Origin of the sequence: Desulfocurvus sp., assembly GCF_023230885.1 — a bacterium.
Lineage (GTDB): Bacteria > Desulfobacterota > Desulfovibrionia > Desulfovibrionales > Desulfovibrionaceae > Desulfocurvus.
In genome coordinates this window covers 1-13,016 of record NZ_JALNWM010000087.1, presented here as the reverse complement: position 1 = coordinate 13,016, position 13,016 = coordinate 1, and the positions used below count along the sequence as shown (strand labels likewise).

Sequence of the window (13,016 nt, the reverse complement as noted above, 5' to 3'; positions counted from 1 at the left end):
TGCTCTTCATGCCCATGCTGTACACCTCGCTGACGACGGCGGCCGGGTTCTTCTCGTTCGTCACGACGGACATCCCCCCCGCGAGGGTGTTCGGCGCGTTTGTCGGCGTCGGGGTCATGTTCGCCTGGCTCATCACCGTGCTCTTCGTCCCCGCGTACATCATGCTCCTGCCCGAGGGCGTCCTGCGCAATTTCGGCCTGGCGGCGCAGGGCGGCGTCGACGATTCCGTCCTGACGCGGCTGTTGCAGCGCATGGGCAGGTTCTCGTTCAGGCACGCGAAGCTGGTGCTGGCCCTTGCCGTGGTCTGCCTGCTCGCCTCCGCCTGGGGCATGTCGCGGATCAACATCAACGACAACTACGCCAAGCGCTTCGCCACGGGGCACCCCATCCGCCAGGCGGACACGGCCCTGAACAGGCATTTCGGCGGCACCTACACGGCCTCCCTGGTCCTGGAGGGGGAGGCCGGGGCCGAGGTGTTCAAGCGCCCCGAGGTGCTGCGCTACATGGCCGACATGCAGGCCTGGCTGCTCCGGAACGGGTACATCGGCAGAAGCACCTCCCTGGCCGACATCGTGCGCAAGGTCCACCAGGAGCTCATCGACGGGCGGGCCGAGAATTACAGGATTCCGGACTCGTCCGCAGCGGTCTCCGAATGCCTCATGCAGTACCAGCAAAGCCACAAGCCGCACGACATCTGGCATTTCGTCACGCCCGGGTTCGACTCCGTGAACATCTTCCTGCAGTTCCAGAGCGGCGACAGCACGCGCACGGGGGCGGCGGTGGAGGCGGTGGGGCAGTACCTGCGCGACCACAGGCCGCCGGTGGCCCTGGAACACCAGTTCGCCGGGCTGCACTACATCAACTATGTTTTCCAGTGGAAAATGTTCTGGGGCATGCTGTCCTCCCTTGGCGGAAGCTACCTCATCGTCATGGGCATGATGGTCGTGCTCTTCCGGTCCCTGGCGTGGGGCGTCCTGTGCATGGTCCCCCTGTCGCTGACCATCGCGTTCATGTACGGCGCCCTCGGTTTCCTCGGGCTGGACTACGACATGCCCGTGGCCGTGCTCGGCGCCATCTCGCTGGGCATCGCCGTGGACTTCGCCATCCACTTCCTCGAGCGCAGCCGCCAGATGACCGCGCAGGCGGGGACATGGGCGAAGGCCGTCCCGTTGATGTTCGGCGAACCCGCGCGGGCCATCAGCCGCAACGTCATCATCATCGCCCTGGGCTTCCTGCCCATGCTGGTGGCGGCCCTGGTTCCGTACAAGACCACGGGCATCCTCCTGTTCTCCATCCTGATTCTTTCCGGCGGGGTCACGCTGGTCCTGCTTCCGGCCACGCTGACGGCCGGCCAGGCCTGGCTCTTCCGCCCCCGGAGGATCGAGGTGCGCGGCGAGGACGCGTCCGGGTGCTGCGAGGCCGAACCCGTGTACACCGACGAGGCGGCCCCCCGGAACGGGCCGCGGTAGCGGCGGGCCCGGGCGCCCGTCCGGGCCCGCATGTCCGGTTTTTCAGTCTTGAAACAGCGTAAAAACAGGAGAGTATCCGTGAGACACGTTTGCGGAGTGGTGGCGGTGGCGTTTTGTCTGGCCTGGCTTGCCGCATGGAGCCATGCGGGGGAGGCCGTGTCGGCCCGGTCGGTGGTCGAGATGTCGAATCATGCCTCGCTGTACCAGGGCCGGGACTGCCGGGGCACGACGACGATGATCATAACCGACAAGCAGGGGCGCACGCGCAAGCGGCAGTTCAACATGCTGCGCCTGGACTGCGGCGCGCGGGACGGCGACCAGAAGTACTTCGTCTACTTCGTCGAGCCGTCCGACGTGCGCAAGATGGTGTTCATGGTCCACAAGCACGTCGGCGCGGAGGCCGACGACGACCGGTGGCTCTATATGCCGAGCCTCGACCTGGTCAAGCGCATCGCGGCCAGCGACAAGCGCACGAGCTTCGTGGGGTCGGATTTCCTCTACGAGGATATCTCGGGGCGCAACCCGTCCGAGGACTTCCATGAGCTGATCCCGGCCGACGGGCCCTTCCACGTCGTCAGGGGCACGCCCCGGAACCCCGGGGCCGTCGAGTTCGCCGCGTATGTGGCCCACATCGACAAAACGACCTGGCTGCCCATGCGCATCGAATACCACAAGGCCGACGGACGACCCTACCGGATCATCGAGGTCCTGGAGGTCGAGCTGGTCGCGGCCGCCGAGCAGGGGCGGCCGGTGGCCTATCCCACGGTCGTCCGCTCCGTTGCCCGCGACCTGGAAACCGGCAGCCGGACCGAGATGGTCTTTTCCGACATCCGGTACAACAGCGGCCTGGAGGACGCGCTCTTCACCGAGCGCTACCTGCGCCGGGCGCCCAGGGAGGTTTTGCCGTAATGCTGGCGGCGTTTCCGGCCGGGGCCCGGCGGGCGGTCATCGCCTGCCTGGCCCTGGCGGCCGCCATGCTGGCGGCTGGCGGCGAGTGCGCGGCGGCCTCCCTGGGGGACCGGTTCGACCCCGTGGAGGTGCACGGCTTCCTGGAGGTCCGGGGCGGGGGGCGCATCCGGGAGGACGCCCACGCGAAGGACGCGTCCGTCCTGGATCTGCGGGTGCAGTGCGAGGCATCCACGCAGACGGACTGGGCCCAGTTCAAGCTCAAGCAGGACATCTGGCACGACGGGATCCTGGGGCGCGTGGAGGGCGACACCCGCGAGGCCTGGATGTTCCTGCGGCCCACGGACAACCTGGACCTCAAGCTGGGGCGCCAGGTGCTGACCTGGGGCACCGGCGACCTGGTCTTCCTCAACGACCTGTTCCCCAAGGACTGGCAGTCCTTTTTCATCGGCCGGGACGACGAGTACCTCAAGGCGCCCAGCGACAGCGTCAAGGCCAGCCTGTTCTTCGGCCGGCTGAACGTCGATCTGGTGCTCACGCCGTTGTTCGCCAGCGACCGCTTCATCACCGGGCGGTACATTTCCTACTGGGACGGGAGCCGCGGCGCCCTGACCGGGGGCGACGCGGGCCTGGACTACGAGCGGCCGGACCGCTGGGCGGCCGACGCCGAGTATGCGCTGCGGCTCTACCGGTCCGTCGGGGCCTTCGAGCTGGCGGCATACGGCTATTTCGGCTTCTGGAAAAACCCCGGCGGCGCCGATGCCCGGGGGACCGCGATCTTCCCCCGCCTGCATGTCTACGGGGCCAGCGTCCGGGGCCCCCTGGCCGGAGGCATCGCCAACGCCGAGTTCGCCTACTACGACTCCACCGAGGACAGGGGCGGGCGCAATCCGGGGATCAACAATTCCGAGCTGCGCTACCTGGTCGGCTATGCCCGCGAGCTGTGCCGCGACTGCACCGGGAGCGTGCAGTACTACGTCGAGCAGCTGCTCGGGTACGACTCGTACGCGGCGACCTTCAACGGCAGGCGCCGCCGGGACGAGTTCCGCCATGTGCTGACGGTACAGGTCAGCAAGCTGCTCATGAACCAGAACCTGGAGCTGGCCGTGTCCGGATACTGGTCGCCCAGCGACGCGGACGCCTACCTGCGCCCGCGGATCGTCTACAAGTGGACCGACGACATCCGGCAGGAGATCGGCGCCAACATCTTCACTGGCGACCACCTCGGAACGATGTTCGGGCAATACAGGAACAACTCGAACCTCTACATGGCGCTGCGGTACAGCTTCTAGGCTCGCCGCCGGGCTCCGCCGCCCGGCCGGGGGCGGAGCCCGGCGGCCCGGATTGACAGGAAGGACGGGGGATTTTACATGCAGCTCATTGATAATGAAATTCATAATCGCATAAACGGAGTTCCCATGCATACCGCTGCTCCGAAGCCTGCCCGATCCCCCCGGGCTGCGGACGGCGCCGCGCCAGCGGAGCCGGTGCGCCAGTTCCCCGCGTTGCAGGAGCAGGGCCGGGCCGCCTGGTTCGCCCGGCTGTGGCAGGAGCGGCGCCTGGGGGGCGGGCTGGCCCTCACGGTGCTCGACGCGACCCTGCCGCAGGCGTTCGCCCTCGGCTTTTGCAAGGCCAACCGCTTCATCGACTTCGGGTTTTTCCTGGAGGGGGCGTTCACCAGCCGGATCGCCTCCGCGCCCGGGGGCGCGACGGAGCTGCACAACGGGGCCGGGCGGTTCGGCGTGGGTTACATGCCGCAGTTGTGCGGCACCGCGCACCTGCCCGCCCGCCGGAAGGTCCGGCTGCTGCATGTGCATGTCCTGCCGTCCACCCTGGGCGCCATGCTCGGGCGCGACGCGGGTCGGGCCGCCCCCTGCCTGCGCCGGGTGCTCGAGGGCGGCCCCGCGGACGGGTTCGTGCGCCAGCACAGGCAGTCGCCCATGATGCAGGCCGCCGCCAACGAGCTTTTCTACAGCCTGAGGAACAACGTCGGCATCGAAATGTACGTCGAGGCAAAGGCCTGGGAGCTGCTGGCCCTCGTGCTGGCGGAAACGGCGTCCGCCTGCCCGGACGCCGCGCTGTGCCCCCGGGTGCGCGATGTCATCCACGCCATCCGCGAGGAGCTGGAGGAGCGCTACGCCGACCCGCCGACCCTCTCCGATATCTCGGCCAGGTATTGCCTGCCCATTGCCAGCATCCAGGCCGGGTTCAAGGCTCTGTTCGGCATGTCCGTGATCGCCTTTGTCAGGGAATACAAGTTGCAGCGGGCCCGCAGGCTCTTCGCCGAGGGCGACATGAACGTCAGCGAGGTGGCCTGGGACATCGGCTACACCAACCTGAGCCACTTCTCCTCGGCCTACAGGAAGCGCTTCGGCGTCCTGCCCAAGGCCTACCTGCAATCCGTGCGCGAGCGCCTGCACACGCCCGCGTGCTGAGGGGCTGGTGCGCGGGCGCCGGCCAGTGTCCGGCGCGCCTCCCGCGCTCCCAAAGCTCCCGGCGCCGACGCGGCAGACGGAGCGGCCCCCCCGCCCGGGCCTTCGCCCGGCGCCCCCGCGCCCGGTGGTCCGGGGGCGGGGGCGCTTTTTGACACGGTCCGCGACTCTTTCGCTCCGGCCCGGCCGCCGGGGGCGTTGCTCAGCCTGGGCTCAGGCAGGTCAGGTGGGTGTGCTCCAGCAGCAGCACGGAGGAGCTGCGAAAGCCCGCCGGGGCAGCCAGGCGCGCCACGTCCTCCGGGGCCAGGCGGGCATGCAGCGGCGGGCCGAAGTTGGCCTCCTTTTTTGCGCATTCCAGCACGGCCAGGGTGCCCCCAGGCCGCAGGATCCGGGCGATCTCGCGAAACAGGGGCGCGGCCCTGTCGCGGACCGCCCGGATGTGCAGGACGGTGGCCAGCATGACCACGTCCGCCTGCCCGGTTTCCAGGGGCATGGCGGCCGTGATGTCGCAGACATGCCCGCTGAGCGGGGCCGCCCCGGGCTGGTTGCCGTTGGCGCGCAGCCAGTCGATGGACTCCCGGGAGGAGTCGAGGGCCACCACCCGGCCCGTGGGCCCCAGCCGCCGCGCCGCGTACAGGGCGTATTCCCCGGCGCCGCAGCCCGCGTCCACAAAGAGCGTGTCCTCGCGCAACGCCAGGTGCGCGAACACGGGTTCCGGATCCTGGAGCCAGAAGCTGCTGGGGCCGCGCCCCCGCGCCGTCGCGGCCCCGCCTTTGCATTGTCCTGTCGTCGGATTCATGGTCGTATTTCCTCCGCTTCGCTCTGTGCCCCGCTGGCGGCTACAGGTAGTGGATGAACGATTCAGTCTTCATCTTGTCGTTTTCGTTGGGGTTTCCGTCGAAAGTCAGCGCCAGGTGGGGCAGCTCCCCCGCTGCCGCGCCGCCGCGCAGGATGCCCAGGGATATCCCCGTGTTCTCGTACATGGAGGTCACCGAAATGATGCCGTCCACAGCGGGCAGGCTGCCCTGCGCCTTGACGCTGCGGTAGCGGCCGAAGGCCCCGCTGTAGAGGCCCAGGGTCCGGTCCGCGCGGCGCATGAGGGCCTCCGGGTCCGGCTCGAAGTGGCTGTGGGCGCCGAGCTCGCGGCCGATGGAGCCCATGAGCCGCCGCAGTTCGTCCAGGCGGGCGCGCCGCTGCGCCGCGCCGGACCCGGGGTTCGCCTCCAGGTGGTCGTGCCAGAGGCTCCAGAGGCATTCGCTCAGGGGCGCGCGGATGACCCGGTGGCCGTCCTGTTCCAGCCGCCGGAAGGTGCCGTCGTTGAGGAAGTCGTTGAACAGCACCAGCGGTTCGCCCAGGGCGAAGACGCGCTTGCCGGGGGCGGGTTCCTCGTTCCAGGCACGGACCCGGCGGGCGGCGGCCGCCAGGGCCGGTCCGTCCGGCGCGCCGGATTCGCCGCCTTCCAGCAGGGTCGCCAGGAGCTCCGGCCTGCGCGCCGGGGGCGCCAGCAGGACGAGGTCGCCCGCCAGCAGGACATGGAACATGTCCCGTGCGGGGGCCTCGCCCAGGTCCGGAAGGTCTTCCAGGAACGGGGCGCACACGGCCACGTCGCGGTGGCCGTTCAGGTCGAGCTGCGTGCGCACGAAGCGGGCGTACTGCCCGTCCACCTCCGCGCCCTCGTTCTGGGGCAGCAGCACGGCCGGGGGCGCCCCCGGGGCGCGGGGCGGGGCCAGGGCCCGCAACAGGTCGCCCAGCAGGGCCGTCAGGGAATAGTACTCGTTGGTCACCGTGTGGCGCCGCCCCAGGTCCAGGGACCGGGCGTCGCTGGGGGCGAGGGGCTCGACCTCCAGCCCGTGCCCGCGCATGGCCGCCGCAGCCAGCCGGGAGTATGGCGGCAGGTCGGGCAGCAGGAGCCTGTGGTCCCGGCCCGGAGCGAGGCCGGTCTCGATGCTTCCGCCCCGGGCGGCCCCTGGGGGCGCGGGGGTCTGCTCCGCGCCCGGGCGGGCGCCCTGGTGCTCCAGGCTGCCGACGAAGGCCTCCAGCCTGGTGATGACGCCCACATCCGAGGAGTGCTCGTCCACCTCGATGGTCAGGTAGGGCTTGTCGCCCATGATTTCCTTGAAATAGTGGGTGGTCACCGTGTCCGGCCCGCAGCCGTGGTGGGTCAGGAATATGGCGTGGAGGTCGGGGTGTGCGGCCACCACCCGCGCGGCTTCGAGGATGTGCTGCCCGAAGGGCCAGTACATGTTGGGGTGCTGCTCGAAGATGTCGGCCGGGGGCAGGGCGTAGAAGGGCAGGGTCTGGTAGCCCAGGGCCGCGAGCTTGTCCGGGATGCCGAGGTTCAGCACCGGGTCGGCCACGCCGTATATCTTGGAGATGAGCACGAAGGCCTTGCGCCCCGGTTCCAGGGCGTCCATCTGCTTGCCGCGCGCGTCCATCCTGGCCTCGAACGCCTTGAACGAGCGCATGGCCGCCTGCAGGGCGCGGCCGGTCTGCTCCCGGTCGGCGCCAAGCTCCCGGCCCATGTCCATGAAGACCTCGCGCATGAAATCCTGGCCCCGGCTGAAGGCGATGGTCGGCGCCAGCAGCTTGATGCCCCTGGTGTCCAGCGACATGGCCTTGTTGATGATCTTGAAGGCGGCCTGCATGTAGGGGCAGCCGTAGTCCTGCCGCGCCCTGGAGCCGGGGTGGGCCACGCTGAACAGGTCGGGGAAGAAGATGTAGTCCACGCCCATCCGCACCAGCTGGGCCGCGTGGCCGTTGATCAGCTTGACCGGGTAGCAGGTCTCGTCCAGGGAGTATTCCTGGGCGAGGCGGACGGTCTCCTCCGAGGTGGGGTCGGACAGGACCACGTTGCAGCCCAGCGCCTCGAAGAAGGGGTGGAACATGGGGAACATGCCGAAGGTGAACAGGGCGCGCGGCATGCCCACTGTCTTGCGGGCCGGGTCGGCCACCGGGTTGTGGCCCTGGAAGATGAAGTCCTGCATCTCCCGGCTGAAGGACGAATCCGCCGGGCGGCCCGCGGCCGGGGCCGGGGGCGCGGCCGGGGGCCGGGTTTCGTCCTGGCGCAGGCCCTTGAAGGCTGTCCGGGCCTGGCCCTGCGCCGCCATGTGCTCGCGGGCCAGGACCGCGGCGCCGTAGGCCCCGGTGACGCTGAAGAACGGCGGGACAACGACCCGCCTGCCGGTCACGGCGCGAAAGGCGTTGACCACGCCCTGGTTGTGCGCCACGCCGCCCTGGAGGAATATCCTCTGGCCCACCGGCTTGTTGCTGACCACCCGGTTCATGTAGTTCTTGACGATGGAGTAGCACAGCCCGGCGGCCAGGTCGGCCGTGTCGGCGCCGTGGGCCATGTGGGCGGCGATGCTGCTTTCCATGAACACGGTGCAGCGCTCGCCCAGGCCGATGGGCGAGCGCGCCGCCAGCGCCCTGGGGCCGATCTCGTCCAGGGGGACGCCAAGCTTCTTGGCCTGCTCCTCGATGAACGATCCGGTCCCGGCCGCGCAAATCTTGTTCATCTGGAAATCGGCGACCACCCCGTCCTTCAGGGCGATGTACTTGGAGTCCTGCCCGCCGATCTCGAAGACGGTGTCCACCTCGGGGTCCAGCAGGGTGGCCGCCCTGGCCTGGGCGGTGATCTCGTCGCGCACCAGGTCCGCGCCCACCATGCGGCCGATCAGGTGGCGGCCCGATCCCGTGACCCCGGCGCCCGCCACGCGGACCCTGGCGCCCAGTTCCCCGTGGAGTTCGTCCAGGCCCCTGCGCACGGCCCGCGCCGGGTCGCCCGCCGTGCGCAGGTAGCGGTAGGCCAGGATGCGGTCCCGGGCATCGGTCAGGACCAGGTTGGTGCTGGTGGAGCCCACGTCGATGCCCAACCAGGCCGTTGTCAGGGGCTCGTCGGGCAGGGGCTGGCAGCGGTGCCGGTCCCTGGCGTCGGCGTCGCCCAGGTCGCGCAGCGGCTCCAGCCGGGCGGTTTCCTGCGTGTACAGGTGGACCGGCTCGGCCCGCTCCAGGAATTCGGCCAGGGCGCGCAGGTCGATGGCCAGCTTCTGCTTCGCGGCCAGCACGGCGGCACCCGTCGCCCCCGCCAGGCACGAATGCTCGTGGACGCGCAGCTCGTCGGGCCCCAGGCCGAGCTCGGCGCGCATGGCGTCGACCATCGCCCCGTTCAGGGCGACCCCGCCCGCGAAGAGCATGGGCGGGGTTCTGGGCAGCCCGCGCATGACGGCGCCGCGATAGTTCTTGACCACCGCGCGCGCCAGTCCGGCCAGGATGTCCGGCACGGGCACCCCCTGCTGCTGGTGGTGGATGATGTCCGTCTTGGCGAACACGCTGCACCGCCCGGCGATGCGCGGGACGCTCGCGGCCCTGGCGGCGACGGTCGCGTAGTCCTCGATGGCCAGGCCCAGCCGGGAGACCTGCTCTTCCAGGAACGAACCCGTCCCCGACGAGCAGTTGGAGGTCATGGACACCTGGACGCCCGCCTTGTTCCCGGGAGCGAAGCTGGTGATGAACTTGGCGGTCTGCCCGCCGACCTCGATGATCGAGGCGCAGGCATCGTCCAGCAGCAGGGCGCCCTCCACCAGGGCGGCCACCTCGTTGGCGCGGCTGGCCGCCCCGGCCCGGGCGAGCAGGGCCCCCCCGCTGCCCGTGACCGCGCCGTACGCGACGCCACGCCTCCCGGGGAAGGCGGGGATGCCCCGCAGCAGCAGGCCGAGGGCGTCGAAGGCCTGCCCCTTGTGGCCCGCGTAGCCCGTGTGGACGATTGCGCCGTCCATGTCCAGGACGGCGAGCTTGACCGATGAATAGCCGATATCGATTCCGATGTGGTACATGCGGGCATCTCCCTGGCGGCAATCCGCCTGTGCTTGGGGTCGGCGCCGTTGGCCGGGCCGCCGGGCGAAGCGGCGGCCCGGCCCGGCGAGAGGAAAGGCCGGGTTCGATTCGGACCCTAGCCCCGGGGCGGCGAAATGGCTTGACCGCCAAGCGACGAAAAATGCCCCGGCAACGATTCCCGCGCCGAGAATTCCCCTTGCAATGGCCGTCCGTTGCGGGTTTGATGGCCGGGTTCCCGGGTCGGCCCGGGGCGGGAGGTTCCGCGCCATGCCCCGTTTGTCCCTGCGCGTACACATCTTTTCCCTGCTTGCGGCCATCGTGGCCGTCGCCCTGGCGGGCGGCGCCATGGTCCTGTGGTACACCCACAAGGCCGACACGCTGCTCTCCGGCGTGCTCGACCGCAATTTCGCGGCCTACGAGACCGCCGGGCGGCTGGTGGATGCCCTGCTGGAGCAGCGCGGCTTGGTGACCTACTACTTCCTGGACGGCGACCCCCTCTGGCTGGAGCGCCTGGAACGCAGCCGGGCCGGATTCGAGACGCTGCTGGGCCAGGCCCGCGCCCTGGCCCCCGACGCCGAGGCCCAGGCCCTGGTGGGGCGCGTCGAGTCCGGCTACCTGCACTACGCCCAGGGCCGCGGCGCGGTGCTGGACCTCTACCGCGCCGGGCGGCGCGACGAGGGCGCGGCCCTGCACCGCGACATCCGCGTCCAGTACGCCCGGGTCCTGCATCTGTGCCAGGAGCACCGCGCGCTGCACGAGGAGCGGATGCGCGCGGCCGGGCTGGCCGGGCGCCAGCGCATGGCCGTGGTCAGCGGGGCCGCCCTGGGGTTCATGCCCGTGGCCCTCTCCCTGGTGGGCGTGCTGGCCTTCGTGCTGGTGCGCCATGTGTTGCGGCCCATCCACAGCCTGGCCGAGGCCATGGACCTCACCGCCCCGGGCCCGGGCAACGAGATCACCGCCCTGGGCCGACGCGTGCGCGACCTGCTCCACGACGTGGGCACCGCACGGCACAAGCTGGAGAAAAGCCGCGAGCACCTGGTGCAGGCCGAAAAATGGGCACTCACCGGCAAGCTGGCCGCCAGCGTGGCCCACAGCATCCGCAATCCGCTGACCTCGGTGAAGATCCGCCTGTTCTCCCTGGGTCGCAGCCTGCGCCTGACCGACGAGCAGCGCGAGGACTTCGAGGTCATCACCGAGGAGATCGGGCACATCGATGCCATCGCCAGGAACTTCCTGGACTTTTCCCGCCCGGCCACGCCGCGCAAGCAGCAGGTGGACGCCGTGGAGGTGGTCCGGGCGGCCCTGACCCTCATGCGCCACCGCCTGGAGTCCTACGGGGTGCAGGTCGACCTGCGCGCCCCGGCCGGGCCGTGCCCGGTCATCGTGGACCCCGAGCAGCTCAAGGAGGTCCTGGTCAACCTGTTGGTCAACGCCTGCGAGGCCATGACGGCCATGACCGGAGGCGGGCGGGTGGAGATCGGCGTTGCGCCCGGCTACGCGGATCCCCTGGGCAGCGTGGTTGTCGTGCGCGTGGCCGACACGGGCCCGGGCATTCCCGCCGCCCTGCGCGAGCAGGTCTTCCAGCCCTTCTTCAGCTCCAAGGAGGAGGGCACCGGCCTGGGGCTGGCCATCGCCCGGCGCATCGTCGAGGAGCACGGGGGCTGGATCACGGCCGCCTCGCGCGAGGGCGGCGGGGCGCAGTTCTCCATCACCCTGCCCGCCAAGGAGGACGGCCAGTGGCACAGATCCTGATCGTGGACGACGACGCCCAGCTGCGCGAGAGCTTCCGCCGCCTGCTGGCCCAGGAGGGCCACGAGGTGCGCACGGCCAACTCCGCCGAGGCCGGGGTGCGCGCCGTGGGCGAGGCCGTGCCCGACCTGGTCATCATGGACGTGCGCCTGCCGGGCATGGACGGGCTGGAGGGCTTCCGGGCCATGCGCGCCGTGGAGCCCCGGCTCGCGGCCATCATCATGACCGCCTACGGCACGACGGACACGGCCATCGAGGCCACCCGCCTGGGGGCCTTCGACTATGTGCTCAAGCCCTTCGACATTCCCGACATCCTGGCCCTCATCGACCAGGCCCTGGAGGCCGGGCGCTTCCAGCGCCGGGCCGTGGCCATGGACGCCGGGCCCGGCGAGGCCGCCGGGGAGGGCGACGATGCGCTGGTGGGCCGCAGCCCGGTGATGCAGGGGCTGTACAAGGCCATCGGCCGCGTCGCGGGCACCGAGGCCACGGTGCTGGTGCGCGGCGAGTCGGGCACGGGCAAGGAGCTGGCCGCGCGCCTGGTCTACCAGCACAGCCCGCGCAAGGACGCGCCGTTCGTGGTCATCAACTGCGTGGCCATCCCCGAAACGCTTCTGGAAAGCGAGCTGTTCGGCTACGAGAAGGGCGCCTTCACCGGCGCGGCGGCCCGCCGGGTGGGCAAGATCGAGCAGGCCGACGGCGGCACCGTGTTCCTGGACGAGATCGGCGACATGCCCCTGCCCATCCAGGGCAAGCTGCTGCGCCTGCTGGAGGAGCGCAGCGTCGAGCGCCTGGGCGGCGCGGGGCCGCGCCGGGTGGACGTGCGCATCATCGCCGCCACCAACCGCGACCTGGAGGCCGCCGTGGCCGAGGGCCGCTTTCGCGAGGACCTCTACTACCGGTTGCGGGTGGTCACCCTGTGGCTGCCGCCGCTGCGCGAGCGCGAGGGCGACGTGGACCTGCTGGCCGACCACTTCCTGGCCCGCCAGGCCCGCGAGATGGATGTGCCCGCCCCCGGGTTCACCGACGACGCCCGCCGGGCCCTGGCCGGGCACGGCTGGCCGGGCAACGTGCGCGAGCTGGCCAACGTGGTGCGCAAGGCGCTGATCTTCTCGCGTGGGGCGCCCCTGGGGGCCGGCGAGATCCTGGACGCCATCCACGGCGACCGGCCCGGGGAAGCCCCGCCGGGCGACGATTTCGACGCGGCCCTGGGCCGCTTCGTGCGCGCCCGGCTCACGCGCGGCGGCGAGCGCGTGCTCGACGAGGTGGTCGACCACTTCGCCGCGCGGGCCATCGAGGAGGCCCTGCGCCTGACCGGGGGCAACCGGACCCAGGCCGCGCGGCTTCTGGGCGTTTCGCGGCCCACGCTGCTGGCGCGCATGGACAAGTACGCCATCCGCGTGCAGGCCCTGGTGTCCGGCAGGCCCCCGGGCCGCCCCCCGGGCCGGGGCTGAGCCCCGGCCCCCCCCCAACTCCGCGCTTGCCCTGGACCCCGGGGCACACTAGATGTGGAGTTATAGGAGGTTGTTCACTCGGCCCTAATCGGTCAGATTGGGTGTGCGAAAACTCAACTGCCGAGGGAGGACCGAGTGAACATCCATAGCAATGCCAGATTGACCCTGGTTCGTCG

The 13,016-nt window shown here is 70.6% G+C and carries 8 protein-coding genes; 6 read left to right on the top strand and 2 right to left on the bottom strand.

Going from position 1 to position 13,016, the window contains the following annotated elements; all coding sequences use genetic code 11:
- The 4 genes from M0P34_RS07930 to M0P34_RS07915 form a co-directional block, all read left to right on the top strand.
- On the top strand, nt 1-1,469 hold a 1,469-nt coding region (locus M0P34_RS07930; RefSeq protein WP_291498201.1), incomplete at its 5' end, for an MMPL family transporter.
- Nucleotides 1,470-1,547: 78 nt separating this feature from the next.
- A complete protein-coding gene (locus tag M0P34_RS07925) occupies nt 1,548-2,378 on the top strand; it encodes an outer membrane lipoprotein-sorting protein (protein WP_291498199.1) in 831 nt (276 codons plus the stop codon).
- Nucleotides 2,378-3,667, top strand: a complete 1,290-nt coding sequence (locus tag M0P34_RS07920; protein ID WP_291498198.1) for a hypothetical protein — start codon at nt 2,378-2,380, stop codon at nt 3,665-3,667. Before M0P34_RS07925 ends, M0P34_RS07920 begins: the two co-directional genes overlap by 1 nt.
- 195 nt (nt 3,668-3,862) lie before the next feature.
- Nucleotides 3,863-4,810, top strand: a complete 948-nt coding sequence (locus tag M0P34_RS07915) for an AraC family transcriptional regulator (protein ID WP_291498197.1) — start codon at nt 3,863-3,865, stop codon at nt 4,808-4,810.
- A gap of 199 nt (nt 4,811-5,009) precedes the next feature.
- Here the strand turns inward: M0P34_RS07915 and M0P34_RS07910 are convergent, their stop codons facing one another.
- Nucleotides 5,010-5,606, bottom strand: coding sequence for a class I SAM-dependent methyltransferase (locus tag M0P34_RS07910; RefSeq protein ID WP_291498196.1), 597 nt, complete (start codon nt 5,604-5,606; stop codon nt 5,010-5,012).
- Nucleotides 5,607-5,646: 40 nt separating this feature from the next.
- Nucleotides 5,647-9,639, bottom strand: coding sequence for an acyl-CoA dehydratase activase (locus tag M0P34_RS07905; protein ID WP_291498195.1), 3,993 nt, complete (start codon nt 9,637-9,639; stop codon nt 5,647-5,649).
- 268 nt (nt 9,640-9,907) lie between these two features.
- On the opposite strand from M0P34_RS07905, the gene M0P34_RS07900 reads away from it, so the two are divergent.
- Together M0P34_RS07900 and M0P34_RS07895 are read left to right on the top strand one after the other, a co-directional pair.
- The gene (locus tag M0P34_RS07900; protein WP_291498194.1) at nt 9,908-11,392 is read left to right on the top strand and encodes an ATP-binding protein; all 1,485 of its coding nucleotides are present in this window, start codon (nt 9,908-9,910) and stop codon (nt 11,390-11,392) included.
- A complete protein-coding gene (locus M0P34_RS07895) occupies nt 11,377-12,840 on the top strand; it encodes a sigma-54 dependent transcriptional regulator (RefSeq protein ID WP_291498193.1) in 1,464 nt (487 codons plus the stop codon). The genes M0P34_RS07900 and M0P34_RS07895 overlap by 16 nt, the downstream gene beginning before the upstream one ends.
- Nucleotides 12,841-13,016 lie beyond the last annotated feature (176 nt).

Excerpts from the sequence above, each read along its gene's own strand:
- M0P34_RS07920 (WP_291498198.1), top strand. The coding sequence starts at position 2,378 with ATGCTGGCGGCGTTTCCGGCCGGGGCCCGGCGGGCGGTCATCGCCTGC.
- M0P34_RS07910 (WP_291498196.1), bottom strand. The coding sequence starts at position 5,606 with ATGAATCCGACGACAGGACAATGCAAAGGCGGGGCCGCGACGGCGCGG.
- M0P34_RS07905 (WP_291498195.1), bottom strand. The coding sequence starts at position 9,639 with ATGTACCACATCGGAATCGATATCGGCTATTCATCGGTCAAGCTCGCC.
- M0P34_RS07900 (WP_291498194.1), top strand. The coding sequence starts at position 9,908 with ATGCCCCGTTTGTCCCTGCGCGTACACATCTTTTCCCTGCTTGCGGCC.